At 69.9% G+C, this 26,860-nt stretch carries 26 protein-coding genes and 1 pseudogene; 16 read left to right on the top strand and 11 right to left on the bottom strand.

From position 1 onward, the window contains the following. Nucleotides 1–21 precede the first annotated feature (21 nt). From ABZW30_RS02270 to ABZW30_RS02255, 4 genes are all read right to left on the bottom strand, one after another. A complete protein-coding gene (locus ABZW30_RS02270; RefSeq protein ID WP_355669131.1) occupies nt 22–1,278 on the bottom strand; it encodes a glycosyl hydrolase in 1,257 nt (418 codons plus the stop codon). Between the two features lie 55 nt (nt 1,279–1,333). Continuing rightward, nucleotides 1,334–2,206: a carbohydrate ABC transporter permease gene (locus tag ABZW30_RS02265; protein ID WP_355669130.1), complete on the bottom strand. Its 873-nt coding sequence runs from the start codon at nt 2,204–2,206 to the stop codon at nt 1,334–1,336. Between the two features lie 4 nt (nt 2,207–2,210). Further along, a complete protein-coding gene (locus ABZW30_RS02260; protein ID WP_355669129.1) occupies nt 2,211–3,119 on the bottom strand; it encodes a sugar ABC transporter permease in 909 nt (302 codons plus the stop codon). A 405-nt stretch (nt 3,120–3,524) separates the two neighbouring features. Then, a complete protein-coding gene (locus tag ABZW30_RS02255) occupies nt 3,525–4,814 on the bottom strand; it encodes a sugar ABC transporter substrate-binding protein (protein WP_355669128.1) in 1,290 nt (429 codons plus the stop codon). Nucleotides 4,815–4,945: 131 nt separating this feature from the next. On the opposite strand from ABZW30_RS02255, the gene ABZW30_RS02250 reads away from it, so the two are divergent. From ABZW30_RS02250 to ABZW30_RS02230, 5 genes are all read left to right on the top strand, one after another. Next, the gene (locus ABZW30_RS02250; RefSeq protein ID WP_355669127.1) at nt 4,946–6,013 is read left to right on the top strand and encodes a LacI family DNA-binding transcriptional regulator; all 1,068 of its coding nucleotides are present in this window, start codon (nt 4,946–4,948) and stop codon (nt 6,011–6,013) included. 156 nt (nt 6,014–6,169) lie between these two features. Continuing rightward, a complete protein-coding gene (locus ABZW30_RS02245) occupies nt 6,170–8,623 on the top strand; it encodes a discoidin domain-containing protein (protein WP_355669126.1) in 2,454 nt (817 codons plus the stop codon). Between the two features lie 72 nt (nt 8,624–8,695). Beyond that, the gene (locus ABZW30_RS02240) at nt 8,696–12,928 is read left to right on the top strand and encodes an NEW3 domain-containing protein (protein WP_355669125.1); all 4,233 of its coding nucleotides are present in this window, start codon (nt 8,696–8,698) and stop codon (nt 12,926–12,928) included. Next, complete coding sequence (locus ABZW30_RS02235; RefSeq protein WP_355669124.1) at nt 12,925–13,620, top strand: hypothetical protein; 696 nt, start codon at nt 12,925–12,927, stop codon at nt 13,618–13,620. Before ABZW30_RS02240 ends, ABZW30_RS02235 begins: the two co-directional genes overlap by 4 nt. 224 nt (nt 13,621–13,844) lie before the next feature. After that, nucleotides 13,845–14,369: a ricin-type beta-trefoil lectin domain protein gene (locus tag ABZW30_RS02230; protein ID WP_355669123.1), complete on the top strand. Its 525-nt coding sequence runs from the start codon at nt 13,845–13,847 to the stop codon at nt 14,367–14,369. A 176-nt stretch (nt 14,370–14,545) separates the two neighbouring features. Here the strand turns inward: ABZW30_RS02230 and ABZW30_RS02225 are convergent, their stop codons facing one another. Then, nucleotides 14,546–15,097, bottom strand: coding sequence for a hypothetical protein (locus ABZW30_RS02225; RefSeq protein WP_355669122.1), 552 nt, complete (start codon nt 15,095–15,097; stop codon nt 14,546–14,548). A gap of 11 nt (nt 15,098–15,108) precedes the next feature. Next, nucleotides 15,109–15,288 (bottom strand): annotated as a pseudogene (locus ABZW30_RS02220) (IS5/IS1182 family transposase); the annotation flags it as partial. Nucleotides 15,289–15,389: 101 nt separating this feature from the next. Here ABZW30_RS02220 and ABZW30_RS02215 point away from each other — a divergent pair. Next, entirely contained in the window at nt 15,390–15,833 is a 444-nt protein-coding gene (locus ABZW30_RS02215; RefSeq protein WP_355669373.1) for a DUF3592 domain-containing protein, read from the top strand. 217 nt (nt 15,834–16,050) lie between these two features. Here ABZW30_RS02215 and ABZW30_RS02210 read toward each other — a convergent pair whose 3' ends face one another. After that, a complete protein-coding gene (locus ABZW30_RS02210) occupies nt 16,051–16,956 on the bottom strand; it encodes a S41 family peptidase (protein ID WP_355669121.1) in 906 nt (301 codons plus the stop codon). Nucleotides 16,957–17,013: 57 nt separating this feature from the next. Here ABZW30_RS02210 and ABZW30_RS02205 point away from each other — a divergent pair, with 57 nt between their 5' ends. Together ABZW30_RS02205 and ABZW30_RS02200 are read left to right on the top strand one after the other, a co-directional pair. Then, entirely contained in the window at nt 17,014–17,556 is a 543-nt protein-coding gene (locus ABZW30_RS02205) for a winged helix-turn-helix domain-containing protein (protein WP_355669120.1), read from the top strand. Between the two features lie 68 nt (nt 17,557–17,624). Beyond that, nucleotides 17,625–18,398, top strand: a complete 774-nt coding sequence (locus ABZW30_RS02200; RefSeq protein WP_355669119.1) for a class I SAM-dependent methyltransferase — start codon at nt 17,625–17,627, stop codon at nt 18,396–18,398. Nucleotides 18,399–18,506: 108 nt separating this feature from the next. Here the strand turns inward: ABZW30_RS02200 and ABZW30_RS02195 are convergent, their stop codons facing one another. From ABZW30_RS02195 to ABZW30_RS02185, 3 genes are all read right to left on the bottom strand, one after another. Next, on the bottom strand, nt 18,507–18,710 hold the full coding sequence (locus ABZW30_RS02195) for a DUF397 domain-containing protein (RefSeq protein WP_355669118.1): 204 nt from the start codon (nt 18,708–18,710) through the stop codon (nt 18,507–18,509). A gap of 66 nt (nt 18,711–18,776) precedes the next feature. Continuing rightward, nucleotides 18,777–18,980 carry a DUF397 domain-containing protein gene (locus ABZW30_RS02190; RefSeq protein ID WP_355669117.1) on the bottom strand — a complete coding sequence of 68 codons (204 nt, stop codon included), beginning with the start codon at nt 18,978–18,980 and terminating at the stop codon, nt 18,777–18,779. Then, nucleotides 18,973–19,839, bottom strand: a complete 867-nt coding sequence (locus tag ABZW30_RS02185) for a helix-turn-helix transcriptional regulator (protein ID WP_355669116.1) — start codon at nt 19,837–19,839, stop codon at nt 18,973–18,975. The genes ABZW30_RS02190 and ABZW30_RS02185 overlap by 8 nt, the downstream gene beginning before the upstream one ends. Nucleotides 19,840–20,129: 290 nt before the next feature. Here ABZW30_RS02185 and ABZW30_RS02180 point away from each other — a divergent pair, with 290 nt between their 5' ends. The 8 genes from ABZW30_RS02180 (at nt 20,130) to ABZW30_RS02145 (ending at nt 25,345) form a co-directional block, all read left to right on the top strand. After that, the gene (locus tag ABZW30_RS02180) at nt 20,130–20,492 is read left to right on the top strand and encodes an ATP-binding protein (protein WP_355669115.1); all 363 of its coding nucleotides are present in this window, start codon (nt 20,130–20,132) and stop codon (nt 20,490–20,492) included. Beyond that, on the top strand, nt 20,489–20,740 hold the full coding sequence (locus tag ABZW30_RS02175) for a hypothetical protein (RefSeq protein ID WP_355669114.1): 252 nt from the start codon (nt 20,489–20,491) through the stop codon (nt 20,738–20,740). The genes ABZW30_RS02180 and ABZW30_RS02175 overlap by 4 nt, the downstream gene beginning before the upstream one ends. Further along, on the top strand, nt 20,737–20,910 hold the full coding sequence (locus ABZW30_RS02170; protein WP_355669113.1) for a hypothetical protein: 174 nt from the start codon (nt 20,737–20,739) through the stop codon (nt 20,908–20,910). Before ABZW30_RS02175 ends, ABZW30_RS02170 begins: the two co-directional genes overlap by 4 nt. Nucleotides 20,911–21,090: 180 nt before the next feature. After that, nucleotides 21,091–21,744 carry a LysE family translocator gene (locus ABZW30_RS02165; RefSeq protein WP_355669112.1) on the top strand — a complete coding sequence of 218 codons (654 nt, stop codon included), beginning with the start codon at nt 21,091–21,093 and terminating at the stop codon, nt 21,742–21,744. A 233-nt stretch (nt 21,745–21,977) separates the two neighbouring features. Beyond that, entirely contained in the window at nt 21,978–22,724 is a 747-nt protein-coding gene (locus ABZW30_RS02160) for an aminoglycoside phosphotransferase family protein (protein WP_355669111.1), read from the top strand. A 181-nt stretch (nt 22,725–22,905) separates the two neighbouring features. Then, entirely contained in the window at nt 22,906–23,520 is a 615-nt protein-coding gene (locus ABZW30_RS02155; protein ID WP_355669110.1) for a hypothetical protein, read from the top strand. Nucleotides 23,521–24,190: 670 nt separating this feature from the next. After that, nucleotides 24,191–24,355 (top strand): hypothetical protein, encoded by a 165-nt coding sequence (locus ABZW30_RS02150; RefSeq protein ID WP_355669109.1) that lies wholly within the window; start codon nt 24,191–24,193, stop codon nt 24,353–24,355. 303 nt (nt 24,356–24,658) lie between these two features. Then, a complete protein-coding gene (locus ABZW30_RS02145; RefSeq protein WP_355669108.1) occupies nt 24,659–25,345 on the top strand; it encodes a hypothetical protein in 687 nt (228 codons plus the stop codon). A gap of 66 nt (nt 25,346–25,411) precedes the next feature. Here the strand turns inward: ABZW30_RS02145 and ABZW30_RS02140 are convergent, their stop codons facing one another. Next, complete coding sequence (locus tag ABZW30_RS02140; protein ID WP_355669107.1) at nt 25,412–26,716, bottom strand: S53 family peptidase; 1,305 nt, start codon at nt 26,714–26,716, stop codon at nt 25,412–25,414. Between the last annotated feature and the right edge of the window lie 144 nt (nt 26,717–26,860).

Here is a 26,860-nt window from a genome sequence, read left to right as displayed (position 1 = left end):
GTCCAGGTGGGTCGGCGGTGCTCAGGGAGAACGTACGTCGGAGGGGTGGACCACCTCGGTGATGCCGCGCGCGGCCAGGTGCGCCCGGTCCCCGGCGTGCTCGGCGAGCACGGCGGTCGGGCGGGCGCCCGCCTCGGCGAGGCGCATGAAGGCCTCGTAGACCGGGCCGCCGGGGCCGCAGACCGAGCGGCGGGGGGAGGTCACCTCGTCGCCGGCGGCCACCACCACGGCGGTGCTGCGCGGCTTGGGCGGCTGCCAGGAGCGGCGGGCCTCGGCGGCGGCCTCGGCGAGCCGGGCGCCGGCCGGCTTGACCCGCCGGTCGGTGGTCAACAGCCCGAGGTTGTACTCCAGTTCGGGGAAGTCGGCGAGCGAGCGGTCCACGTCGTGCGAGCACCACCAGGTGACGCCCCACAGGTCCGGGCAATCCAGCACGGCCGCCACGGTGGCGCCGGTGAACCGGGCCGCGTCCTCGGCGGTGACGTGCGGGGCGGGCGCGCCGACCTCCTGCAGCCAGACCGGGCGGGCCGGGTCGTCAGCCCAGGCCTTGGACAGCTCCACCAGGTACGCGGCGTGCTGGGCGGTGGCGGTGGAGCGGGCGCCGTAGCGCTGGGCGGTGCCGTTGAACACCCAGGAGTGCACGGCGGTGGCGGCGCCCAGCCGGGCCGAGTGCCAGGGCGTGAACGGGTGCCCGTCCAGGTACCAGGCGGCGTCGTAGGAGGCGTGCAGGTGCAGCCGTCCGGGCGCGCCCTGCTCGCAGGCGGCGAGCATCCGGCGCAGCCAGGCCTCCGCCTCGGCGGGGGTGACCCGGTCCGGGTCGGGGTGCGGGGCGCCGGAGAACTGGTTGATCTCGTTGCCGAGCGTCATCCCGAGGAAGTTGGGCCGCTCGCGCAGCGCCTCGGCCAGCGTGCGCAGATAGGCTGCCTGGCCGTCGAGGACCTCGGGGTCGGTGAAGATGTTCCGCCGGTGCCAGGTCTGGGTCCAGGACGGCAGGAAGTCGAAGCTGGACAGGTGCCCCTGGAGGCCGTCCACCGCGACGTCCAGACCGCGCTGACCGGCCGCGTCCACCAGTGCGGTGAGCTGCTCGACGGCGCGCGGGCGGATCAGGGTGCGGTTGGGCTGGAACAGCGGCCAGAGCGGGAAGACCCGGACGTGGTCCAGGCCGAGGGCGGCGATGGAGTCGAAGTCGGCGCGCACGGCGTCGAGGTCGAAGTCGAGCCAGTGGTGGAACCAGCCGGCGCTGGGGGTGTAGTTGACGCCGAAGCGCGGAGTGGTGGTCACGGAGGGCTTCCTCAACTCGGTTGGAGCAGATGGACGGTGTCTTCGTCCTGGGGGCTCACCCCTTGACGGCTCCCTCCTCGACGCCCTTGAAGAAGAAGCGCTGGCAGACGGCGAACACCACGACGATCGGCAGGAAGGCGATCATGGTGCCGGCCGCGATCAGCCGGGGGTTGGCGGAGAAGGTGCCGTTCAGGTACTGGAGCCCGACGGTGAGGGTGTACTTCTGCGGGTCGTTGAGCACGATCAGCGGCCAGAGGAAGTCGTCCCAGGCGCCGATGAAGGTGAAGATGACGATCACGCTGATCATGCCGCGCACATTGGGCAGGCCGACGTGCCACAGCCGCTGCCAGACGTTGGCGCCGTCGACCAGCGCGGCCTGGTCGAGCTCGGCCGGTACGGCGGCGAAGGCGGTGCGCATCAGCAGCACGTTGAGCATCGCGATCGCGCCGGGCAGGGCGACGCCGGCCAGGCTGTCGGCGAGGCCCAGGCTGCGCACCAGCACGTACTGGGAGACGATGGTGACCTCGCCGGGCAGGACCAGGGTGGCCAGGAACAGGCCGAGCACCAGCTTGGCGCCGCGGAAGCGCAGCCGGGCGAGCGCGTAGCCGGCGAGGGTGCAGCCGACCACGTTGCCGATGATGCAGACGGCCGCGACGATCACCGAGTTGAGGGCGTACGTCCACACCGGGATGGTGTCGGCGACCTTGCCGTAGTTGCCGAAGGTCGGCTGGTCGGGCAGGAAGCTCGGGGTGCGGGTGTAGACGTCCTCGGCGGGGCCCTTGAGGGAGGTGGACAGCTGCCACAGGAAGGGGCCGATGACCAGCAGCAGGACGAGGATCAGGAGCAGGTAGCGGGCGAGGGTCTGGGCGGGGGACGGGGTGCTGAAACCCCTGGAGCCCCGCGCGGCCTTGGTACGGACGGTGGTCATGGGGTCAGGCCGCCTTCCGGTTCAGCCGCATCAGGAACAGCATCGGGCCGAGGGTGATGACGAACAGCAGCAGGCTGAGCGCGGAGGCGTAGCCCAGGTGGCCGTTGAAGCCGCGGCTGTACATCTGGATCAGCATCACCACCGACATGTCCCGGCCGCCGGGCCCGCCCTGGCCGTTGGAGAGCACGTACAGCTCGGAGAACACGCGCAGCGAACTGACCGAGATCAGGGCCGAGATCAGCACCATGGTCGGCCGCACCCCCGGCAGCGTGACGTGCCAGAATCGGCGCACCGGGCTGGCGCCGTCCACGGCCGCCGCCTCGTGCAGGTCGCGCGGGACGTTGGCGAGGGCGGACAGGTAGATGACCATGTAGTAGCCGAGGCCCTTCCAGACGGTCAGGGCGATCGCGCTGAACAGCAACAGCCAGCGGTCGGTGAGGAAGGAGACCGGGGAGTCGGCCAGCCCGCTCTGCTGGAGCAGGCCGTTGACCAGGCCCCGGTCGTCCAGCACCCAGCCCCAGATCAGCGCCACCACCACGGCGGAGGCGATCACCGGGGTGTAGAACGCGGTGCGGAAGAAGGTGATGCCGGGGATGCGCCGCTGGACCAGCAGGGCGAGCAGCAGCGGTAGGACGGTGAGCAGGGGGAGGCAGACCAGCATGAACACGATGCTGTTGAGCAGGGCGTCGGCGAGCTGGTCGTCGTCGAGCAGGCGGCCGTAGTTCTCCAGGCCGGTGAACTGCCCGCCGCCCAGGGGTTTGGCGTTGGTGAAGGACAGGATCACCGTGTTGACGGCCGGCCAGAGGTTGAAGACGGCCAGCCAGACTATCGCGGGCCCGGCGAGCAGCCAGGGGGTTGCTCGGTGCTTGTGCGTGAGTGCACGGGAATGCTTGTTAGCTCGATCGGGTGACATCCACTCGGCTGTCTGTGTGGTGGCTACATGGTGACGTAGGCTCGCAGCTCGATCTGGGACAACGGATTCGGTGCTGGTGTGCGGGGCCCCTGCCCCACCAGAGTGATGGCTCAGGGCCTCCCCGTCGCCTCCTGCCGAGCCCGTTTGGCCACGTCGTGAGGGAACTGGCCTCCCGGGAAGGACCACGCACAGGATGCGTGTCGCCCAGCGGGGTTGAGTACGCCGGGGACCAGTGCGCTCAAGACCGTTCGGAGCGTGCGGCTCGTCAGGGGGATCCCCGATGCGTCCAAAGGATCGGTGAACCAGCGCCGGTGGGGATTGAAAATGGCCCCTGGCGACGTCGGTGAGGGTTATTCCCGGAGCGGCGGCAGGTGGTGCCTGCCGCCGCTCGGGCCGGGGCACTCATCAGCCCTTGAGCAGCTTGTTGCACTGCTCGACGGCGGAGTCCAGGGCCTGCTTGGAGCTCGCGTCACCGCTGATGGCCAGGGCGATCTGCTGGTTGATGATGGTGCTCATCGCGTCGTCGACCTGGACGGGCTGGATCAGCTTGGCCTTGGCGAGCGAGTTGAAGGCGATCACCTTGGCGTCGCCCGCGTTGGTGCCGTCGCTCTTGCTGAAGAACGGGTCGTTCGCGGAGGCCTTGGTGGACGGGAAGATGCTGGTCAGGTGGGCGAAGGCGGCCTGGTTCTCGGGGCTGGCGACCCAGCGGGCGAGGGCGACCGCGGCGGCCGGGTTCTTGGTGCTCTTGGGAATGGACAGGCCCTGGACGTACAGCGGCGGGGTGGCCAGCGCGGGGGAGGGGACGACCTTCGGGGCGAGCGTCGGGTTGTCGGTGGCGAGGCTGGTGATGTAGTTGGCGCCGGCGGTGGTCCAGGCGGCGGTTCCGGCGTTGAACAGCTTGGAGTTGCCGGCGTAGGTGTTGGTCAGCACGTCCTTGGGGAGCAGGCCCTCCTTGAAGGCGTCCCGGTACTTGTCGAGTAGTGCGGCGGCCTCGGGGGTGTTGAAGGTGAAGGACTTGCCGTCGTCGGCCGTGATCTTCACGCCGGCGTTGTAGAGGTCGCCGAGGCCCGGCTTGCGGCTCATCAGGTAGGTCTGGCCGCCGGACTTCTGCCTCATCACCCGGGCCTGGCCGATGAGTTCGTCCAGGGTGGTGGGAAGCTTCTTCGGGTCCAGACCGTTCTTCGTGAGAAGTTCCGAACTCCAGTAGTTCACATCGGTGTTGAGGTACCACGGGTAGCCGAAGGTGCCGCTCTGGCCGGTGAAGCGGTAGGCGTCGACCCCGCCGGGGACGTACTCGTCGGCGAGCTTCGGGTCGGCCTTGGCGACGTCCAGCAGGACGTCTTTCTTCGCCAGCGGGAAGGCGAAGTCCGGCGGGAGGTTGACCACGTCGGGCAGGGTGCCGGAGGCGGCCTGGCTGAGCACCTTGTCGGAGTAGCCCTCGCCGGGCTGGTCCAGCCACTCGACCTCGACGCCCGGGTACTTCTTCTTGAAGCCGTCGATCACGCCCTGCATGTAGTCGGTGAACTTGGGCTTGAGTGCCCAGGTCTGGAGCGAGACCTTGCCCTTGACCTCACCGGTGGCGGCCGCACTCGCCACGCTGTCGCTGTTCCTGCCGTCTCCGGAGCCGAGCCCGCAGCCGGTGAGGGCCACCGCGGTGAAGGCCGTTGTCGTCAGTGCCGCCCGGATTCTTCGCATGAGGGTCTCCCGGTCCTGGGTGGGTGGGGGATGGTGCGGAATATCAGAATTGGCACAACTAAACCGGTCTAGCTATGGCAGGGACTATGCTCCCGCCTAAACTTGGCTGTCAAGAGAAGGAGTCGGGTTCTGTGGGCAGACCGACGATCGCCGACATCGCCCGCCAGGCCGGTGTCTCCAAGGGCGCGGTGTCCTTCGCGCTCAACGGCCGCCCGGGGGTCAGCGAGGCCACCAGGGCGCGGATCCTGCGGGTCGCCGAGGAGATGAACTGGCGCCCGCACAGTGCCGCGCGCGCCCTCGGCGGGGCGAAGGCGGATGCCGTCGGCCTGGTGATCGCCCGCCCGGCCCGCACCATCGGCGTCGAGCCGTTCTTCAGCCAACTGCTCTCCGGCCTGCAGGCCGTGCTCTCGGCCAGCTCGGTCGCGCTGCACCTGATGGTGGTCGAGGACACCGCCGCCGAGATCGAGGTCTACCGGCGCTGGGCCTCCGAGCACCGGGTGGACGGCTTCATCGTGGTGGACCTACAGGTCAGGGACCCGCGACTGCCGGTGCTGGACGAACTCGGGCTGCCCGCCGTCGTCCTCGGCGGGCCCGGCAAGGGCGGCAGCCAGCTGCGGATCTGGGCCGACGACCGGGAGGCGATGCTCTCCATCGTCGACTACCTGGCCGCCATCGGGCACCGCCGGATCGCCCACCTGGCCGGGCTGCCGCACTTCCAGCACACCCAGCGGCGGATCCGCGCGCTGCGCGACGCCTCGCGCCGGCTCGGGCTGGAGGAAGCGGTGTCGGTGCCGACCGACTTCAGCGACGCCGAGGGCGCGGCGGCCACCCGCACCCTGCTCTCCCGGCCCAAGCGGCCCACCGCGATCGTCTACGACAGCGACGTGATGGCCGTCGCCGGGCTCGGCGTGGCGGGGGAGATGGGCGTCGCGGTGCCCGGCGAGCTGTCCATCGTCTCCTTCGACGACTCGGTGCTCGCCCGGATCGTCCACCCGCCGCTGACCGCGCTCAGCCGCGACACCTTCGCGCTCGGCGAGCAGGTCGCGCGCAGCCTGCTGGAGGCGGTGGACGAGACCGGGCCCGGGCGGGACCTGCAGATGCCCACGCCCCGGCTGACCGTACGGGAGTCCACCTCGCCGCCCTCGCCGGTCCGAGTGGTTGCCGCGCGAGTCGTTGACACGGGTTCTGAACCGGTTTAGCCTCACTGCGCCGAGGGGGTCCGGTCCTGCGCACCGTCCGCTGTCATGTTCGCTGAATTTCCCCCTCTCGATGAGCGCCGCCACGCCCGCATGCACCCGGGCCTGCCGCTGCCGGTGGGCCCGGCCCCACCCACTCCGCTCGATCGGAGCCACCGCATGTCAAGACGTCTCCCCCTGCTGCTCGGCGCCGCGCTCGCGACGGCCGCGCTGGGTGCCACGCCCGCCGCCCCCTCCGCCTGGGCCGAACCGAGACCGGCTCCGGCGCCCGCCGTCACCGCAGGCTCGGGCAGCCAGCCGTACGCCTCCTACTGGTACCCGAGCACCATCCTGAACTGGGACCCGGCCACCGACCCGGACGCCCGGTTCAACCGCTCCCGCGTCCCGCTCCAGCCGCGCACCAGCGACCCGGCCCTGGCGGCCAATCCCAACGCCCGTGCGGGCGAAGGCAAGATCGCCTCGCTGGTCTCCTTCGCCCCCACCTCCAACAACCCCTCCCAGGGCTCCGCCGACCCCAACTACTACGCCTTCGGCTACTGGCAGTACGTCGACAAGCTGGTGTTCTGGGGCGGCTCGGCCGGCGAGGGCCTGATCCTCGCCCCCAACCCGACCGTCATCGACGCCGCCCACCGCAACGGCGTCAAGGTCTACGGCACCGTCTTCTTCCCGCCCGCCGCGTACGGCGGCCAGCTCCAGTGGGTGCGCGACTTCGTCCAGAAGTCCGGCGACCGGTACCCCGTCGCCGACAAGCTGGCCCAGGCCGCCCAGTACTACGGCTTCGACGGCTGGTTCATCAATCAGGAGACCGGCGGCGGCGATTCGGGCCTCGCCACCGAGGTGCGCAACCTGATGCAGTACACCAAGGCGCAGAGCGGCACCGACTTCATGTGGTACGACGCGATGACCACCTCCGGCGCGGTCGACTGGCAGAACGCCCTCACCTCGGCCAACTCGCCGTTCCTGCAGGATGGTCCGAAGCGCACCTCGGACGCGATGTTCCTCAACTTCGGCTGGACGGCGGACGGCCTGGACTCCTCCCGGGCACTGGCCCGGCAACTCGGCCGCAGTGAGTACGAGCTGTACTCCGGCATCGACACCGAGGCCAACGGCTACAACACCTCCGTCGACTGGAACACCCTGTTCCCGGCCGGGCAGCCGCGCACCACCTCGCTCGGCCTCTACCGGCCCGAGTGGACCTGGAAGTCCGCCACCGACCGCGCCGACTTCTACGCCAAGGACGCCCGCTACTGGGTCGGCGCCAACAACGACCCCTCGAACACCGACCTCTCCAGCAGCTGGCCCGGCCTGGCCGGCTACGTCGCCGAGTCCTCGCCGATCACCGCCAAGCCCTTCGTCACCGACTTCAACACCGGCCAGGGCGACTTCTACAACGCGGGCGGCGTCCGGGTCGCCACCGGCGGGTGGAACAACCTCTCGCTCCAGGACGTCCCGCCGACCTACCGCTGGGTGGTCGACTCCAGCGGCAGCAAGCTCAGCCCGTCCATCGACTTCGCCGACGCCTACCAGGGCGGCTCCTCGCTGCGGCTGACCGGCACCCTGGACGCCACCAACACCGTGCGGCTCTACGAGACCAGCCTGCCGGTCGCGGCCGACACCAAGCTGGACCTGGTGGTGAAGACCCCGGCCGCCGGCCCGACCAAGCTCAAGGCTGCCGTCTCCTTCACCGACTCCCCGGGCAGCTTCACCACCGTGGACGTCGGCGGCAACTCCGGTACCGGCTGGGAACGTCACACCCTCGACCTCTCCCCGTACGCGGGCCGCACGATCTCCCAGCTCGCCCTGCAGGTGGACGGCTCCGACCCGGCGTACGACCTTCGGGTCGGCCAAGTCGCCCTCTACGACGGGGCGACGGAGACCCCGGCCGCACCGAGCGGGCTGACCGTGCTCGGCGCGAGCGATGCCACCCCTGGCGCCAGCCAGTCGCTGCGTCTCTCCTGGACGGCCGCGCCCGGCGGCAACGTCCACCACTACGAGGTGTACCGGCGCAATGCGGACGGCAGCCGGAGCTTCCTCGGCGCCACACCCAACGACGCCTACTTCGTCGGGCGGCTCGACCGGGCCGGTGGCGAGGCCACCACCACGCTGGACGTGGAGGCGGTGTCCACCACCTACGGGCGCTCCACCGCCGCGTCCACCACGGTGAGTTGGACCGGCACGCCGTCTACTTCCACCAACCTGGCGCTGAACCGCCCGGCCACCGCCTCCGGCCAGTGCAACGCCAACGAGGGACCGGCCAAGGCCGTCAACGGCAGCGTCAGCGGCGGGAACAGCGACAAATGGTGTTCGCTAACACGTAGCAAATGGCTTGAGGTGGACTTGGGCTCCCCAAGGGAACTGTCGAAGTTCGTGGTCAAGCACGCGGCCGCGGGCGGTGAGAGCGCGTCCTACAACACCCGGGACTTTTCCATCCAGGCCCGCTCCAAGACCACCGACCCGTGGACGACCGTCGCCACCGTGACCGGTAACACCGCCGGAACCACCACCCACCCGGTGACCACCACGGCCCGGTACGTCCGGCTGGTCGTCACCAAGCCGACCCAGACCAGCGATCCGGCCGCCCGTGTCTACGAGTTCGAGGCCTGGGGAGTCTAGGTCTGGGGAGTCTAGGTCTGGGGAGTCCAGTCCCGCCGTCTTCTTCGGATCTCCGGAAAGGAAACCATTCCCGTGCCGGTCACCACCATCACCGCCGTCGAGAATACCGACCTGTTCGTCGGCCCCGAGGACGCCCCGCGCCAGATCCTGCGGGTGACGATCGAGGGCCCGGCCGCCCGGATCGCCGTCAGCGGCCCGGGCGTCCACGGCGAGGCGACCGGCACGGGACTGGTCGAAGTCCCGTTGGAGATCACCGGTGCGGCCGTCGGCTCCCAACTACCGGTCACCGTAACGGCGTCCGCGAGTGAGGCGGCGGGTGTCGTGGAGGTCGCCGAGCCCGGCTGGACGATGTACCTGGTCTCGCACTTCCACTACGACCCGGTCTGGTGGAACACCCAGGCCGCCTACACCTCCCCCTGGGAGCTGCTCTCCGCCGACGCCACCACCCGCCCGCTGTGGGAGCGCAACGGCTTCGCGCTGGTCGACGCGCACCTGGACCTCGCCCTGCGGGACCCGGTCTACACGTTCGTGCTCGCCGAAGTCGACTACCTGAAGCCGTACTTCGACCAGCACCCGGAGCGCCGCGAGACGCTGCGGATACTCCTGGAGCGCGGGCAGGTCGAACTCGTCGGCGGCACCTACAACGAGCCCAACACCAACCTCACCGGCGCCGAGACGACCATCCGCAACATCGTCTACGGCATCGGCTACCAGCGTGACATCCTCGGCGGCGATCCCCAAACCGCCTGGCAGCTCGACGTGTTCGGGCACGACCCGCAGTTCCCCGGCCACCTCGCCGCGGCCGGCCTCACCGGCAGTGCCTGGGCCCGCGGGCCGTTCCACCAGTGGGGCCCGATCCAGAAGAACTTTCGCGAGGGCAAGGACGACGCCCGGGTGATGCAGTTCCCGAGCGAGTTCGAATGGATCGCGCCCGGCGGGGAGGGCGTGCTCACCCACTACATGCCCCACCACTACTCGGCCGGCTGGTGGATGGACTCCTCCCCGGACCTCGCGACCGCCGAGCAGGCCGTGTACGAGCTGTACCGCAAGCTCAAGCCGGTAGGGGCGACGAAGAACCTGCTGCTGCCGGTGGGGACGGACTACACCCCGCCGAACAAGTGGGTGACCGAGATCCACCGCTCCTGGGCCGCCAAGTACCTGTGGCCGCGCTTCGTCTGCGCCACCCCGCGCGACTTCCTGGACGCCGTCCGGGCCGAACTCGCCGCCACCGGGCGCCGGCCCAGCCCGCAGACCCGCGACATGAATCCGGTGTACACCGGCAAGGACGTCTCGTACATCGACACCAAGCAGGCCCAACGGGCGGGCGAGGTCGCGGCGGTGGACGCGGAGAAGCTCGCCACGCTGGCGGTCGTGAACGGGCTCGGGCGCTACCCTGGGGCCACGCTCGACAAGGTGTGGCGCCAACTCGCCTACGGCGCACACCATGACGCGATCACCGGCTCGGAGTCGGACCAGGTGTACCTGGACCTGCTCGGCGGCTGGCGGGAGGCGTACGACCTGGCGTCGGCCGTCCGGGACGCGGCGCTGGACGCGCTGACGGCGCGGATCTCGACGGTGGGCGTCGGGTCGGCGGTGGTGGTGACCAACACGCTGTCCTTCGATCGGACGGACCTGGTCACGGTCGAACTCCCGGACGGCGTACGGTCGGTGCGGGTGCTGGACGAGGCGGGTTCGCCCGTGCCGAGCGACGTCGATCGGGGAACGCTGCGCTTCCTCGCCGAGGACGTCCCCGCACTCGGCTGGCGCACCTGGCGGCTGGTGGCGGGCGCCGCGGAGCAGCCGTGGAACGCCGCGGAGGGCTGCACGATCGCCAACGCCCGGTATCGGGTGACCGCCGATCCGGCGTGCGGTGGCGGGTTCAGCTCGGTGTACGACCTGCTGCACGAGCGGGAGTTGATCCAGAACGGCCGGATCGGTAACGAGCTGCGGGTGTACGAGGAGTACCCGCAGCACCCCGACTTCGGCGAGGGCCCGTGGCACCTGGTTCCGAGCGGGCCGGTGCAGGGTTCGGGGGCGATCGCCGCCGAGGTGCGGCGCGAGACCGGCCCGCTCGGCGAGCGGCTGGTGATCGGCGGGACGGTCGACGGGGTCCGGTACGACCAGACGGTCACGCTGTGGCGCGGGCTCGACCGCGTGGACTGCCGGACCCGGGTCGTGGACTACTCCGGCGCCGACCGGCTGCTGCGGCTGCGCTTCCCGGTGGACGTGCCCGGCGGGCTGCCGGTCAGCGAGGTCGCGGGCGCGGTCATCGGGCGCGGTTTCGCCATGCCCGACGTGGACTCGGCGGAGGCGCCGTGGACGCTGGACAACCCGGCCAACACCTGGTTCGGGCTGGGCGCCACGGCGCGCGTCGACCTCACTGACCCAGCGGGTGCGATCACCGGCTCCCGGGCCCTCGGCGTGGCGGAGGTCGTCGTGCCGACCCTGGACGACGCGGCCGACGCCCGGCCGCTGGTGGTCGCGCTCGCCCGGGTGGGCGTCACCGCCACCACGTCGGGCGCGGACTGGGCGCGGTACGGCTGGCTGGACGTGGACTCCAATCTGCCGGACTTCCGGATCGTGGTCGGCGGGCCGGAAGTGAACGAGGCTGCACGGGAGTTGATCGATCGGGCGGGCGAGGAGTACGCGGCCGTGCTGAAAACGCACGGGGCGGTCTGGATCCCAGCCCTCACCCCGCTCGCCGAGGTCTGGCGACCCGGCGCGGACCTTCGCGACCTGCGGGCGCTCCCGGCACTGGTTGTCTCCGACCTCTCCGCCCTGGTCGACGACCTCGCCGACGCCCGGATCACCGCCGTCTGCCCGGTGCCCGTCGCGGACGAACTCGCCGACCACACCGTGGCCTTGCTCAGCTTCGGCCTGCCCGGCTTCGCCGTGGACACGACGGGCGCGCTGCACCTGTCGCTGATGCGCTCGTGCACCGGCTGGCCGTCCGGGGTGTGGATCGACCCGCCCCGGCGCACCCTGCCGGACGGCGCTTCCTTCCAGCTCCAGCACTGGACCCATGAGTTCAGCTACGCACTGGTAGGCGGGAACGGCGACTGGCGGGACCAGACACTTCCCGCGCGGGGGCAGGAGTTCAACCACCCGCTGTATGCGCGGATCGTTCCTGCCCAGGAGGGCCTGTTGCCGGCCACCCTGTCCTGGCTGCGCGTCGAGCCGCAACGCGAGGTGCTGCTCGGCGCACTCAAGCCGGCCGGGAACCCGATTGCGCACGGCTCGGCGGCCCCGGTGGGGCGTGACCTCACCGTCCGGCTGGTCGAGTCGACCGGCCTCGGGCGGACGGCGCGGCTCGGCGGCGCCCTCGGGCTGGCGGAGGTACGGCCCGCCGACCTGCTGGAACGCCCGCTCGGGGAATCGGCGGACCAGCTCGACCTGACCGGGTCGCAGATCGCCACCCTGCTCGCGGTTGCTGCCGTGACCGGCCCGGCCGACGGCCCCGTGCTCGGCCCGGCCGACGGCCCCGTGCTCGGCCCGGCCGACGGCCCCGTGCTCGGCCCGGTCGCCGAACCCGCCCAGCCGGTCCACGCCCGCTACTGGCTGCACAACCGGGGCCCGGCCCCGCTCGGCTACCTGCCGGTGTCGGTTGGCGCGTCGCCGGGTCTGCTGCGAACGGCGGGGGAGGCGGTGACACTCTCGGTGGCGCTCTCCTCCCAGCTCCGCGACGCCGCCGTCGAGGGCACGGCGGTCGTCCTGCCGCCCGAGGGTTGGACGACGAGCCTCGGCACCCGCCCGTACCGGCTGGAGCCCGACGGTCACCTGCGCTTCCCGGTCACCCTCACCCCGCCGTCGAACGCCGAACCAGGCCTGCACTTCGCCGCCGTCCGGATCGAGCACGACGGGCAGCAGATCGAGGACGTGGTCACGATCGCCGTCGGCGACCTGCCCGACCTGCTGCCCGTCGTGGGGGACACCCCCGAGGACTGGACGGCGGCCCAGGGCACCAAGGCCGTGACCGGCCGCGACACCGGCCTGTCGGTGGACGTCTCCCACGAGACCGTACGCCTGACCGCCGGAGGCCGTGCCGCCCTCACCCTCACGCTCACCAACCGCACACGCGGCGAGGTCCGAGGCGAACTGCAGCTGGTCTCCCCATGGGGCACCTGGGAGACCATCGCCGACCCCGTCCGAGGCTTTACCGTCCCGGCCGGCTCCGCCAGGACCGTCGACTTCGCCATCGCCGCCCCCGAATCCATCGACCCGGGCTCGTACTGGGCCCTCGCCAAGGTGATGTGGTTCGGCCGCTGCCAGTACGCCTCGACCGTCGCCCTGGTGGTGGAAGCATGACTCTCGGTCTGCTCGACGGACACCCTGTCCCACGGACGGCCCTCGACAACCGCCTCGCCGCCCTCCGGAACGGTCCGCGCTCCACCGCGCTTCCCCAGCCCGGCAGTTCGGAGGACCGCCAACTCACCCGCTGGGTTGCTCAGGTGCTCCTCACCGAAGCCCTCTGCGAAGCAGTCGCCGCCGAACGTAACCTGCCCATCGGCCCCGGCGGCCCCGCCCACCTCGACCAGCAAGCCGCCGTGGAACTCGGCTCCATCACGGCGGCCGCCTACGAGGGCAGCGCCGCCGTCCGCGCCGTTTACGACGCCGTGACCGCCGACATCGAGCCCTCACCCGCCGACATCGCCCACTACCGCGCCCTGACCACCCACCCACCGGCCACCCGCTGGCACATCGCGACCCCCGACGGCGGCTTCGAGGCCGACCCCGGCACCCTCCCCACAGCCCTCGCCGAAGCCCTCCGTGAAGCACCACCCGGAGAGTGGGTCACCGTGGGCCCCTGGAACGCCACCCTCCTCGCCACCCTGACCATCCCCCAGAACCACGACCCCACCCCCGCCCTACGCGAAGCCGCCCGCCGAGCCGCGTTCGTTCGCTGGCTCGACCACGAACGCGCCCAGCGCCTCACCCTGGTGGAGGGATTGGAACACCCCGGAGACCCTGCCCAACCGGACAACCACCACCGCCATTGACGCCCTCCTAGACCGGCCGTGCACCGCCACGACGGCATCCAGCACTGCGGGCATCTCGTCGGCACGTGGTGATCGTGAGCCCGTTCCTGGATGAGCGCCTGATGGTACGTCCCAGCCCGGAGGGCCGCTTCGTGTCCTGTTCGTTACCACTCAATGATCCGTACGCGGAGAGATTCCCCTGTGGTCAACATCAACATTTTGTTAATCAATGGGGGAACGCCATTGTGCGTAAGCGCATAGCCAAGATCGCCGCCGTCGCCGCAGTGCCGCTGCTTGCCGCCACCCTCGGCACTGGCACCGCCCATGCCAGCTCCAGTCGGGGAGAAATCAGGTTTTCGAACGGCTACTGCCTCGACGTCTCTGGCGGCAACTTCGTTGACGGTGCCACGGTCCAGCTCTGGGGTTGCAACGGCACCTCCGCTCAGCAGTGGTGGCTGTGGCAGACAGACTCCACCCACTTCCAGGTCCAGGCAGCCCGGAGCAACGACCCCCAGGGCCGCGTGATGTGCCTGAACAACCGGGAAGGAGGCGACGTCACCGGCAACCACATGCGCCTCTACCCCTGCTCCGCGGGCTCCGCAGGCGACACCCAGTTCAACTGGGTCTACAAGGGCAACGGCAAGCAGATGCAGCCGCGCGTCGCCTCCGCCAACTGCGTCGACGCCTGGGGCGGCCTCTACCAGGGCGCCGAGGCCCGCCTGTACGGCTGCACCGACGCCGCCGGAGAGAACATCATCTCCAACCCGTAACCCCACCACGACAGGCGCGGCCATTCACCCTTGGGCCGCCTGATCCCCGGCGCGCCCTACGCGCCCAACGGCCCCGCACTCCCACTACCGGGAGTGCGGGGCCGCGCCATGGCATGAATTGATCCGCGTTCTTGAGTGCAGACCCCTTGCTTCATAAGACCCCCGTTTTCTTTTGGTCAGCTGGTCGTTCGTTGCCCGAGCAGGCGTCCCTGTTCCTGCTTCAGGTCGGCGAACCCGCGCCGCGCGTATGCGGCTATCTCCTCGCTGGGGAAGGCCACTACGGAGAGGTGCTCGTTGTAGCTCCCCTGGTCCCAGCGGGCGGCTGTGATCTCGTAGCCGGACACGTGCGCGCACAGCTGAAGCAGAATGGGTGGCATCTCTGACTCGCTCAGGAGGTCGGCGTGCTTGATGACGAGGTCACGCATGGCCTGGATGTTTGGGAGGAAGACAGTCCTGACCCACAGGCGCCACTCGGCGAGCTCCTCCTCGGACGGTGGTGTCTCATGTACGAAGGGTGATGTGCCGTCAGGACGGGCATTGCGTTCCATGAACGCGCCGAAAATGCGGCTGTTGGCCTCGGTGAGAGCGAACAGCGGTCCGTAGAAGTCGCTGAGCTGCCGATTCAAACGGGCGAGGCGTTCTTGGCGCTGCGACAGACGCAACCCGTTGAGATAGGTGGCTGCATAACCGAGGAACGCCAGCGCGATGGTGACGACCACTGTGATCATGAGAGGCGATGCTAGTCAGCGTCGCGCCCCTTGGTCAGCCTGCGGTAGCAGATCAGGGTCGTCGCGGCCCCGGCGAAGGCGAGGAAGTGCTCGGCTTCGCGGTCGTAGCGGCGGTAGAGGCGTCGGCAGCCGGCGAGCCAGGACACCGTCCTTCCGACGACCCAGCGGTGGCGGCCGTGCCGTTGCGAGGACTGTAGTCCTCGCCGGGCCGGTGCCGGACGGTCACCTGCAAGGGCCGCCAGATTACTCGCGTTGAACTCACCTTGTCGCAGATGGAGCCGATGCCGTTGGCCTGGAGTACCTCGAACCTGAGCACCTCGCGGACAAGCGCCAGGCCGCCCGAAGAACCCAACGGCTGGCCGAGGACGGTGAGGTGGTACGGGGCGTCATCACCGAGCTCACGACTTCCGGGACGAGCTATGGCGGCGGCGTACGGATGAGAGTCACCATCCGCTACACCGCCTCCGACGGGGTCGAGTACACCGAGACGGTCGGCAAGACTTTCCCGCTCGTTGACCTGCCCCGGCGTGGCGCCGGTGTGACCGTCCGTCTTCTCCCGGAGAATCCGCGCGACTTCGAGATCGAGGTGGACCGCGAAGGGGTGCCCGTGGATGGCGAACCCATCGACACGTCGACGCTGGTCGGGGAGCTGGAGCGCCTGGCGGTACTGCGTGACAGCGGGCATCTGAGCAACGAGGAGTTCGCCTGGGCGAAGGCCCGCCTGCTGGGCGGCTGATGACCTCGGAATGGGACCATGCCATTGTTCGCTCGACCGGTACCACTGTGCGTCAGATCGGCAGGTCTCAGCCGGGCCCGTCCGCGGTGCGGATTTTGGATCGGTCCCTCGCTCCGCGGAGCGAGGGACTCGCAGAGATCAGATGGCGAACTTCTCGTGAGGTATGACCGCCGCCCATACGGCGCTGCGCGCAGTGCTGTCGATGAGCTGGACTGGGTCAGCCCGCCAGACGGGTGAGGGCCAGCGCGTGAGCGCGGTCGAGGGAGTCGCCGGCAGCGCAAGGGACGTCCGGCTCCACACCGGTGCCCTCCCAGTTCGTGCTGGAGACGGGGTTGATGGCGCGGCCAACGGGGACGGTGGCTTCCAGGTGCGGGTGCACGGTCCAGCCCCTGCACGGATGTGCGCCGCCGCGGGTGCGCTCGCCGACGACTACGGCGCGGCCGAGCTGCTGGAGGTTGTACGCCAGCTCCTCGGCAGCGGAGAAGGTGCTGTCGCTGGACAGCACATACAACGGCTTGCTGCCACCGAAGCGCGCGCCGGGAACATGCGGCAGACTCCAGGACTGCTCGCTGCGCTCGCCGCCGCGCCAGTACATGGTGTTGAGGTGGGTGCGCTCGTCGAGCAGGTAACTGCAGACGAAGGCGACCGTGTCCGGGTCGCCGCCCCGGTTGGCGCGAAGGTCCACGATCAGCGCCTGGGCGCGGGAAACCAGGGTGAGCGCGGCGCTCAGCGGTTCGGCGGCCCACTCCAGCGGAAACAGCATCGGTGCCAGCTCCATCACGGCGACCCCTCCGTCGAGCAACTGAACCCGGGGTGCACCGCCCAGCGAGGCGTCGAAGTCCCGGCGCATGGAGTCCATGGTGGCCGCCCCCTGCTCCGGGGAGACCGGGTCGGCGTGGTGCTTCAGTCGCAGGTGTCGGTCGCCGTTGACGGACTGCAGGTCCGCGGTGACCAGTCGGGCGAGCTCCTCGGCGCCGTCGACGTCGTAGGCGCCCTCGGTGAGGCGTCGTTGCAGCAGGCCGGCGAGCTGCTCGGCTATCTCGGGGAAGACGTAGTGCTCGGTCAGCAGCCGGGCCGTCTCGTCGATGACAGGGGCAGGCTGAATATCCGTCAGAGTCGTCATGGCAGGGAGTAAAGCACTGCCCTTGCGAAAGCGTCAAAGAGTTTCGACACTTTCGGTATGCGTGATCAGCCTTCCTACCTGCCGCCTTCTGAGGATGTTCTGGAGATCGGTGCGCCTGAGCAGTTCGCGGCGCTCTCTCACCCGTTGCGTCAGCGGTTGCTCTTCGCCCTGGGCCACCGGCCTGCCACCATCAGGCAGCTTGCGGCGCAGCTCGACGCGAAGAAGGGCAACGTGGCCCACCACCTGAAAGTGCTCCGCGATGCCGGGCTGGTTCGCGTCGTCGAGACCCGCCAGGTCCGCGGCGGCACCGAGCAGTACTACCAGCGCACGGCGCGTCACATGGTCGTCGCCGAACCTCAAGCGGCAGGCACCGCCGCGATGCTCGCCGCGGTCGCCCAGGAGCTGGACCTCTCTCCCGCCGAGACCCACCTGAGACTGCGCCACCTGCGTCTCAGCCCCGCGAAGGCAAGGGAACTCGGCGAGGCCCTCGCCAAACTGGTCGACGGGGCCGAGGAAGATGCAGAGGACCAGCCCCTGCACGGTGTGTTGATGGCGCTCTATCAGCAGGCCCTGCCGACCGGCACCACGAGTTCCGCCTAGCGGCACCAGCCTCACGGGACAGCAGGACACTGGGTCCTGCCAAGCGCTGCCTGTCCCGTCGTGCCAGGATGCTCGACATGTCTGCTCGTGCACTGAGCTTCGGCGCGATCGCGGAAGCCTACGAAAGGTTCCGGCCGGGGTACCCCGAAGAACTCTTCGACTTGGTGATGACGTATGCGGGCCGACCGGTTCGGACGGCGCTGGAGATCGGTGCAGGGACAGGCAAAGCAACCCGCCTGTTCGCTGCGCACGGGCTCACGGTCACGGCGACGGATCCCGACGCAGGCATGCTCGCCGAGCTGAACAGGACCGTGCCCGCGAACGTGACGACCGTACGGGCCGCGTTCGAGGACCTGCGGCCAGGTGAAACCTATGGGTTGGTCTATGCGGCGGCAGCCCTGCACTGGACACGCCCGGAGGGCCGGTGGTCAAGAGTGGCCGCGCTACTGGAACCGGAGGGTGTGTTCGCCTCGTTCGGCGGCCCGGTTCAGCTGGCTGACCCGGCTGTCGAGGAGTCTGTGCGTGCGGCACGGGCGCCGTTCCTGGAAAGCGATGAGGTTCCGTCTCCCGACGGGACTGCTCCGGATGAGGAGATGCAGTGGCCGGGTACGGAGCTGCGACGGTCTCAGTTGTTCTATGACGCCCAGCAGTCCGTCATCAAGCGGCGCTTGACGATGAGGTCTCCTGACTATGTCGGCTACCTGTCGACCGTCTCGGCGTATCTCCAGCTGCCGCGATCGAGGCGACAGCAGGCGTTTGACGCGATCACTCGGGTCCTGCCCGAGACGGTCGAGATCGCCGCCGACATCATCGTCCATCTCGCGCGTCGGCGACCCGAGTAGGGGCGACGCTCCTCCTTGGGGACCACGGCGAGTTTCACGCGATGGTCTGCGTCGAGACGATGTGAGTTGGATCGGCCCCTCGCTCGGTGGAGCGAGGGGCCGATCGTTTCAGCTGGTGGAGTTGGCGTGGTGGTCGAACTCGCCGGTCTTGGCGGCCTGGAGGAAGTTGGCAAATTTGGCGGTGGTGGTCCGGACGATGACCTCGCCGTCGTCGGACTCGCGTAGCTCGACCAGCTCGTTGCCGGTACGCACCTCGATGCAGTTGTCGTTAGCGGCCGAGTAGCTGGACTTTTGCCAAGCGAAGCTACTCATGGCGCTTTCCTGGTAAGTCGGGTGGGAATCGGGTTCTCCTCCGCTGAGCGATGGGCCATCGTCGTGTCAGGGGGCGGAGTCGGCGTGGTGGTCGAACTTGCCGGCCTTGGCGGCTCGGAGGAACTTAGCGAATCTGGCGGGGGCGGTGCGGACTATGACCTCGCCGTCGTCGGACTCGCGTAGCTCGACCAGCCCGTCGGCGGTGCGCACCTCAACACATTCGTCGTTTGCGCCGGAGTAGCTGGACTTCTGCCACACGGAACTATTCACGCTTGCTTTCCATTTCCTTCTTGATGGATCCGATGAATTCTCGGGTTTCCTCCTCCGAGAGCGCGCGAGACTCGAACCGGGCGAGCAAGGACCGGAACCTCGCCATGTGGGCCGGGGCGTCGAAGATCCGGGATCCGAGGCCCGTGTCTACCTGTGCCGTATCGAGTTCGGGAATCGGTCCTGCGGCGTAGGTGAAGTTCTCGTTGGAGCTTGGCATCGCGCCGACGTCGAACGGGACCACTCGGATCGAAACGGTCGGTTGCTCAGAGTCTTCGATGAGAGCGTCGAACTGTTCGGTGAGGACGGCCGTGCCACTGAACTGCATGCGCAGTGCTGCTTCATGGATGAACGCCGAGTAAGGTGTTGCGCCCGATCGGACAATGCGCTGTCGCTGCATCCGGAACGCTGTCCTGAGGTCGATCTCGTGACGAGGCAGGGGCGGGAAGGTCTGAGCGAAGACGGCAGAGGCGTAGGAGCCGGTCTGGAGTAGACCGGGGATGAAAGCCATCGAGTAGGTGGTGAGCCGTCGAGCCTGGCCTTCGAACTCCGCGACATCAACGAAGTCTGCGGAGAGGGTTCCGCGATACTCCTCCCACCAGCCCGGCCTCTCGCGCTCCGTGATCACGTCCGAGAGAGCGGAGATCAAGGGCTCGTTGACGCACATGCATGTCGCGGCGATCGTGTGCAGGCGTTCCACACTGATGCCGATCCTCCCTGCCTCCATCTGCGTCACCTGTGCCGGGCTCATGCCGACGAGGCGGCCGAGCTCGCTGCCGCCGAAACCGGCCTGCTCGCGCATCCTTCTCAGCTCTGCCCCGAGCCGTCGCTGACGGAGTGTTGGGTTCGCGCGTGGAGCCATGGCTTCCTTCCGGGGCGGGGACCGACCCCAGTCTGCCGCGCGGCTTGCCGGTCGGTCCATCTGGGGCGGCTGTTACCACGATAGAGGGAAGATCTCAGATTGGGGTAAAACTTGATCTCAGACTGGGCTATGGTCCTCAGTAGTAGATCCGACGGATCGTCAGTAACGCTTGTCTTTATGGGCAGTAGGCGCCTGCTGCCTGCGCACCGCAGAGCAGCCGCGCATGGCCTGGCTCACGGCGACGTACCCGCCTTCTCCTCTCTCCACGCCACCGCCTCATGGAGGACTCCATGTGCACCCGTAACACGCCCTCGCTCGCCCTCTCCCGGCAGGCCCTGCGGGAGGTCCTGACCCGCGCGGGCTGGGACCGCGAGACGATCTTCAACGCCGAACTCGCCCTCTGCGAGCTCATCGTCAATGCGTGGCGGCACGGCGAGACCGCCGCGCCCGTCGTCTACTTCTCCCTCCTCACCCGCACCCTCCGGGTCTGCGTATCGGACGAGAACGACGCGCTCCCCGAGCAGCGCACCCCCGCCGACCTCGGAGAGTCCGGCCGTGGCCTCCAGCTCGTGGAGGGCCTCACCAACCGCTGGGGCGTCGACCCCCAGAAGCGGGGCAAGATCGTCTGGTACGAGCTGGACTCCGTCTCGTGAGCCCCCACCGCACGCCCATCGCGCCCACCGACCCCCGGCTGCGCGAGCACACCGAACCGCAGGTCACGGCACTGCTCCGCGAACTCCACGAGTGCGGGCGCGAGTTCGGCCTCCTCTGGGGCTCGGCCACCGTCACCGAGACGACCCTCGACGGCCGCATCCTGGTCGACTTCGGCAACGCGCCCGTGAGCACTCTGCTCAATCTCCTCCACCTCCTCCACGACCTCGAAGGGGGCGAGCGGGGATGAGACCGAGTATCGCCACTTTCCTGATCGGCGCCGCCTTCGCCGTGCTCCTCGCGCTCGCGTTCGCCACCGTCGCCCTGGGCGTGATCACGGCCCTCCGGATGCCCAAGCCCGACAACCGCACCGACCCCGAACGTCAGGACCAGGACCCGACCCGGGGCATACCCGCCTGATCGCGCCGCGCGCGGCCGAGCCGAGTTCTCCAACTCGGCTCGGAGGCAGGGAATCCCCGCCCGCGCTGCCGCACGAGCTCCCGTGGCCGTAGCTCGCCGAGCAGCGGCATCAATCCTGCTGATCCGCAGTGAAGCAGACCGCATTGGACGTGATCGCGGCCGCGACTTCAGGATGGCCGCATGACCGTTTCCTCTGCCATTGCCTCCTTCGCCGTCGTGGCAGGCATGCTGACCATCATGCCGGGACTGGACACCGCTCTGGTGCTGCGCTCCGCCATCACCCTGGGCAGGCGCCGGGCCTTCGCGACGGCGCTGGGGATCCTCTGCGGCGTGCTCGTGTGGGGCGTGGCCGCCGCGGTCGGTGCCTCGGCGGTGCTCACGGCATCCCATCTGCTGTACGACGCGCTGCGCGTGGCCGGTGCCGGGTACCTGGTGTGGCTGGGGATCGGCATGCTCCGCCGGACGCTCAAGGAGCGCGGCCGGCCCGTGTCGGGGGACGCGGCGGGTGGAGCGGGAGCCGCGACCGCGGAGGCGACGTGGGTACGGTCGTGGGCGCGCGGGCTGGGCACCAGCCTGCTGAACCCGAAGAACGGTGTCTTCTACATGGCGATGCTGCCCCAGTTCATCCCCACCGGCGCCCCGCATCTGCTGATGGGGGTCGTCCTGGCGACCGTGCATGATCTGGAGGGGTTGGTCTGGTTCAGCGCGCTGATATTCGGCACCCAGCTCGTCCGCCGGTGGCTGAACCGCGGCTTGGTGCAGCGGGTCATCGACGCGATCACCGGCACGGTACTCGTCGGCTTCGGCATCAAGCTGGCACTCGGGGACAACTGACCACTGAGACCGACCGGCAGGAGCGGCTGACGGCCACCGAGTGGCGACGGGGAGACATCATGGACCTGTACGACGAGTGCCTGGCCTTAGGATTCCCAAGAAAAGTGGTGGGCTTGACCTGGTCAGCGCGCAGTGTCGTGCACGAGGCCGCCGGGTAGCGGGACGCCGTCAGCCGCGCAATCGCACGCGATAAACCCGGCGACGTCGACGGTCACCCGGGGATACTGGTCGCCATGGATGAGGTCAAGGTCGTCGTCGCCCATTCCGAACGCGCGACCCTGCGCGTCGGCGACGTGTTCCTGAAGGTGGACGCCGATCAGGCGCGCATCGACGTCGAGGTCGAGGCGATGGCCCTGGCGCCGGTTCCGACCCCGGAGGTCCTGTGGCGCAAGCCGCCCGTGCTCGCGATCGCCGCGGTCCCGGGGACGGCGCTCGGCCGCCTCGGCGAGCCGTCGACCGCATCGCCGGCGGCGTGGGCCGCGGCGGGTGCCGCCATCCGGAAGCTGCACGACGCGCCGCTGCCGTCCCGGCCCGGCCGGGCCGGCCGGAGCATCGTCGCGCTGGCGGCGGAACTCGACGACGAGTGCGAGTTGCTCGTGACGAACGGTGTCCTGCCCGCGGACCTGGTCACCCGCAACCGCCAGGTCGCCGAGGCCGCGCTCCGGCCGTGGACTCCGGTGTTCACGCACGGCGACCTGCAGATCACTCACGTGTTCGTCGACGGCGACGAGGTCACCGGCATCATCGACTGGTCCGAGGCGGGCCAGGGTGATGCCCTGTTCGACCTCGCCACCTTGACGCTCGGACACGAGGAGCACCTCGGCGACGTCGTCGCCGGCTATGGCGCCGACGTCGACCTCGACGTGATCCGCGCGTGGTGGTCGTTGCGAAGCCTGCTGGTGGTTCGCTGGCTGGTCGAGCACGGCTTCGATCCCTTCGCGCCGGGCTGTGAGGTCGACGTGCTGAGCTCCCGGCTGTGAGGCTGCGCGGGCCCGACTGCTACGAGTGCGTTCTGACGCGTCGAGCAGCCCATCTCCCCAAGTCCTGACCGCGCCGCCCGCGGCCGCGCGGAGTCCCCCTACTCGGCTCGGCGGCCGGACAGTTGATCCTTCCGTGCGAGCTCCGGCAGCGCCGGGTGGGCGTGGCGGTACCGTCGACCGCATGACTGAACTCAGCGACTGGACATACGTGGTGACCGATATAGAGGTCGACGGTCCGTGGGCGGGCCCCAACTCGATGCGGTCTTTCGCGTCTGTTGCCACGACGATGGACGGGCGGACGTTCGGCGAGTTCGAGGCCGTCCTCGAACCGCTCCCCGGTTCGGCACCGAACCCGCGTACCAAGGAATGGTTCGACTCCGAGCCGGGCACGTGGGAGGCCGCGACCGCGAACCCGGAACCCGTCGTCGACGTGATGAGCAGGTATGTGGAGTGGGTCCAATCGCTGCCCGGGCCACGAGCGTTCGCCGCGGCGCCGCTGTCGTTCGACGGCACATGGATCGACTACTACCTGCGTCGGTTCACCCCGTACGGGCTGCACCAGGGGCCGTACGAGCAGGATCCCCTCTTCCACGGACCGGCGCTGTGCCTGCGCTCGTACACGGCGGCACTGACCGGGCAGCCGGCAGCGGACCTTGCGGCGCCGAAGCTGCCCCCGCACTGGCTGGGCGATGTGGAGCACACCCACAAGGCGATCGACGACGCGCGTGGCTTCGCCAACCTGCTGCACTTCCTCACCCGGAACGCCGGGACGCCTGTGATCACGTTCGACGCGTAAGCCACCGTGCTGCGGCTCGGCCCTCAGTGGGTTCGAGGACCGGGCCGTGCAGGGCCCACTGATGGGCATCGTGTTCGGTGAGGACGACCGGTTCGGTCTTCTCCACGGCGACCGCACAGTCGAACTGACGTGTCGTGCCGCGAGGGCGGGCGGGCCACCTTGGTCACGCGTGATCGGTGTCAGGATCAGCCTCGGGCGAACCCCGGAGGGAAGCGGACCGTTTGCCGACGGAAAATCCGAGGCGGACCACCCCGACCCGTGGCCATACTGGCGGCGTCCACCGCCGTCCCGCTTCGAGGGACGGCCGGGACGTGGGACACGGAGACGGGAGAAGTCTTGGCAAGGCCCGCCGCACGCCTAGCGCCGATGACGCTGGCGCTGTCGCTGCTCGCTCTCACGGTCGGCTGCTCGACCACACCGGCCGGCCCGGGGCGGTCGCCCTCGGCCCACACCTCCGTGGCCCACGGGCCGTCCTCCACGCCACCGGCGGCCACGACAAGCTGAAGGACGCCGTATACGGGGGTGGCTGCACAGGCTATCGGCCGGACAAGCTCCTCGGCGGGGATGAAGTGCGGGTCGAACCGGTGCCCTCCGACGTGCTGGAGGCGCCGGCCGTCGGCTTCCGGATCGTTTCGCCCAGGGGCGCGATGACCTCCAAGGGGGACTCACGATGGTTTTCCTCTACGTGGCCGTCGGCGAGAACCGTGTCCTGTTCGTCATGTCCGACGACACCGCACACGCGCCTGCCCTTCGTACCGACCTGGTGACCGCCCAGATCCACCGTGTCGTCACTGCCGCTCCCTCCCCGGCCACGTCGGCCACCGCGTCGGGCTGACGGGCCCGGGTGCGCAGGAGGTCCGCCGTGCCGACGGCCGTCGGCCGGCCGGAGGCGGCGTCCGTCCGGGTGGGGAACTCCGCCGTGCGGAGGCTCATCAGATGGGGGAGCCCGTGCGCCGCAGGCCACGGAAGCGGAGCGGGGATGTTGGGCCAGGCAGCCGATGGGCGCCGGTCCGGGCGCGGTGGCGGGGGGACGGCGGGCGGGTTAGCAAGGGTGCGGGGCCCGGGGTGACAGCCGCACTGAGGCGGTGTCGCGCGAGCCCGGTTCGACAGCCCCCGTGTATGGAAGGAAGTGGGCCACATGGCCGCTGCCCGGAAGTCCCTGACGTCCGCCTCGAACGCCCGGCGCGTTCCCCTGCTGCTCGCCGCGAGCGCCCTGACCCTGCTGGTCGGCGCGGGCCCGGTGTGCGCCGTGGCGCCGGTCGCCCCGTCGGCGGGCCAGGTGACGACGGGGTCGCCGGTGACCGACGACGGGAGGCCGGGGAAGTGCGTCGACGGATGGCTCGACGGAAAGATCAACGGAAAGCCGGTGAAATGTGAGGACGTGGGTGCCGGGGTGTTCTCGTCGAAGGCGCAGACCATCCCGACCGGCACGACCGTCCAGGTCACCTTCAACGGCGTCGACTTCGACACCGACAATATGTTCAACCCCACCAACTCGACGCTCGTGGTCCACACCCCCGGGCGCTACCTGCTCAAGTCGCGGTTCTTCTGGAGTTTCATCCCCACCGCCCTGGGCGCGGGCGGCGAGCGCGAGGTGGCCGTGAACGTCAACGGCAACCCGGTGGCCGTGGACTTCCAGGGCACCGTGGACGGCGCCACCCTGGGCGTCACCCAGGAGGCGTCCACGATCATCGATCTGAAGAAGGGTGACGCCATCTCCCTGTCGGTCTTCCAGAACACCGGCCAGGACGCCGTCTCGGTGCCCTTCGTCGCCAACGGCAAGACGATCACCCCGCAGCTCCAGGCCCAGATGGTCGCCCCGTAGCCGCTCGCGCCGGCGCACCGGACGCCGTGGGGCGTCCGGTGCGCCGGTGTGTCGGTGTTCTGGGGGTCAGCGGCGCAGGCCGCGGACGCCGTGGGGGGTGCCGAGGCCGGTGGGGCCGTCGTAGCCGGGGAGTGCGGTGCAGAGGTAGGAGCCGCCGCAGGTGCCGGTGGAGCCGGTGACGATGTCGTTGAAGGCCCGGGGGCGGGCGTAGGGGTAGGAGGCGGCGAAGTCGTTGGCGCCGGGGGTGCCGGCGACCGCGTACATTCCGGCGATCAGGGGCGCGGAGACGCTGGTGCCGCCTTCCACCTGCCAGCTGGGCCCGGTGTTGGGGTCGGTGGCGTAGACCGCGATGCCGGTGCCGGGGTCGGCGACGGCGGAGATGTCGGCGACGGTGCGGTTGGCGCAGCCGGGGTCGTGCTGCCAGGACGGCTTCGGGTCGAAGCGCGAGCAGCCGGAGCCGGAGCCGGACCAGGCGCTCTCGGACCATCCGCGGCGGAAGAGCGGGACGAGGTGCCGTACCCGGTGCAGGCTGGTGCCGCCCGCGGCGACGACGTACTGGGAGGCCGCGGGGTAGATGAGGTTGGGGTAGCCGCTGTCACCGCTGCCGGCCACGAAGGCGATGCCGCGGTGGTTGAAGAACGAGTCGACGCCGGTCTGGGCGGGGAACTCCGGTGCACCCCAGCTCATGGAGACGAACTTGGAGTTCTGCGTCTCGGCCTGGGCGACCGCCGTGAACAGATTGATGAGGAAGTCGTCGTTGGCCTCGATGAGCAGGATGTGGCAGTCCGGGCAGGTGGCGCTGACGGAGTCGAGGTCGGTGGAGGTCTCCACCACCCAGCCGGGGTCGGTGGTCGGGGGCGGGGTACTGCCGCCGTTCTGGTTGATCTTGCGGAAGCAGCCGTTGGCGGTGGTGCACGGCGGCAGGTGGAACTGGTCGCGGTAGACCGCGAGGTCGCTCTCGGCGGTGCGGTCGTCGAAGGCCACCACGATGGCGACCGTCCGGTCCCCGCCGCCGTTGCGGGGCAGGTCGTAGGCGGACTGGAGGTCACGCGGGCCGAAGCCCGGCGGCTCGGTGCCGTGCGGGAGCTGCCGGAGCCGGGCCAAGTCGGTGCGGACCAGCGCGAGGCAGGGGCCCCGGAGGTCGGCCGGTACGGCGACCGCCTCGCCGGACGGGGCGGTCAGTGTCACGGTCGGCGCGTCCGCTGCAGCGACCGGGGCCGGTGCGCAGGCGCGTTCGGCGGTCACGGCCGCGGGGTCGGTCGGCGTGGCGGCCTGTGCCGGTGCGGCGGCCTGCGCGGGCGCGGCGATGCCGGCCAGGCCGAGCAGGAGGGGGAGGACGAGCAGGAGACGGGTGAGTGGGGTGGGCCGCATGGACTCCTCGTTCCGCAGGCCCGGGCGTGGGCCCCGTGGAGGCGTCCCCCGATCCGGGCCGTGTTGCCGTTCGATGCGCGGTTCCGCGCGGGCGGACCGCTCGATGTGGTCGTCATCGTGGCAGCGGTCGGACCGGAGCGGGCC

This window comes from Kitasatospora sp. NPDC004669 (genome assembly GCF_040609455.1).
Classification (GTDB): Bacteria; Actinomycetota; Actinomycetes; order Streptomycetales; family Streptomycetaceae; genus Kitasatospora.
The sequence above is the reverse complement of the archived record's forward strand: the minus strand, read 5'-3'. Positions and strand labels throughout refer to the sequence as shown.

Excerpts from the sequence above, each read along its gene's own strand:
- ABZW30_RS02200 (WP_355669119.1), top strand. The coding sequence starts at position 17,625 with ATGCTCGACATGTCTGCTCGTGCACTGAGCTTCGGCGCGATCGCGGAA.
- ABZW30_RS02150 (WP_355669109.1), top strand. The coding sequence starts at position 24,191 with ATGGTTTTCCTCTACGTGGCCGTCGGCGAGAACCGTGTCCTGTTCGTC.
- ABZW30_RS02160 (WP_355669111.1), top strand. The coding sequence starts at position 21,978 with ATGGATGAGGTCAAGGTCGTCGTCGCCCATTCCGAACGCGCGACCCTG.
- ABZW30_RS02165 (WP_355669112.1), top strand. The coding sequence starts at position 21,091 with ATGACCGTTTCCTCTGCCATTGCCTCCTTCGCCGTCGTGGCAGGCATG.
- ABZW30_RS02205 (WP_355669120.1), top strand. The coding sequence starts at position 17,014 with ATGCGTGATCAGCCTTCCTACCTGCCGCCTTCTGAGGATGTTCTGGAG.
- ABZW30_RS02140 (WP_355669107.1), bottom strand. The coding sequence starts at position 26,716 with ATGCGGCCCACCCCACTCACCCGTCTCCTGCTCGTCCTCCCCCTCCTG.
- ABZW30_RS02155 (WP_355669110.1), top strand. The coding sequence starts at position 22,906 with ATGACTGAACTCAGCGACTGGACATACGTGGTGACCGATATAGAGGTC.
- ABZW30_RS02180 (WP_355669115.1), top strand. The coding sequence starts at position 20,130 with ATGTGCACCCGTAACACGCCCTCGCTCGCCCTCTCCCGGCAGGCCCTG.
- ABZW30_RS02195 (WP_355669118.1), bottom strand. The coding sequence starts at position 18,710 with ATGAGTAGCTTCGCTTGGCAAAAGTCCAGCTACTCGGCCGCTAACGAC.
- ABZW30_RS02245 (WP_355669126.1), top strand. The coding sequence starts at position 6,170 with ATGTCAAGACGTCTCCCCCTGCTGCTCGGCGCCGCGCTCGCGACGGCC.
- ABZW30_RS02235 (WP_355669124.1), top strand. The coding sequence starts at position 12,925 with ATGACTCTCGGTCTGCTCGACGGACACCCTGTCCCACGGACGGCCCTC.
- ABZW30_RS02210 (WP_355669121.1), bottom strand. The coding sequence starts at position 16,956 with ATGACGACTCTGACGGATATTCAGCCTGCCCCTGTCATCGACGAGACG.
- ABZW30_RS02255 (WP_355669128.1), bottom strand. The coding sequence starts at position 4,814 with ATGCGAAGAATCCGGGCGGCACTGACGACAACGGCCTTCACCGCGGTG.
- ABZW30_RS02145 (WP_355669108.1), top strand. The coding sequence starts at position 24,659 with ATGGCCGCTGCCCGGAAGTCCCTGACGTCCGCCTCGAACGCCCGGCGC.
- ABZW30_RS02265 (WP_355669130.1), bottom strand. The coding sequence starts at position 2,206 with ATGACCACCGTCCGTACCAAGGCCGCGCGGGGCTCCAGGGGTTTCAGC.
- ABZW30_RS02260 (WP_355669129.1), bottom strand. The coding sequence starts at position 3,119 with ATGTCACCCGATCGAGCTAACAAGCATTCCCGTGCACTCACGCACAAG.
- ABZW30_RS02225 (WP_355669122.1), bottom strand. The coding sequence starts at position 15,097 with ATGATCACAGTGGTCGTCACCATCGCGCTGGCGTTCCTCGGTTATGCA.
- ABZW30_RS02170 (WP_355669113.1), top strand. The coding sequence starts at position 20,737 with ATGAGACCGAGTATCGCCACTTTCCTGATCGGCGCCGCCTTCGCCGTG.
- ABZW30_RS02185 (WP_355669116.1), bottom strand. The coding sequence starts at position 19,839 with ATGGCTCCACGCGCGAACCCAACACTCCGTCAGCGACGGCTCGGGGCA.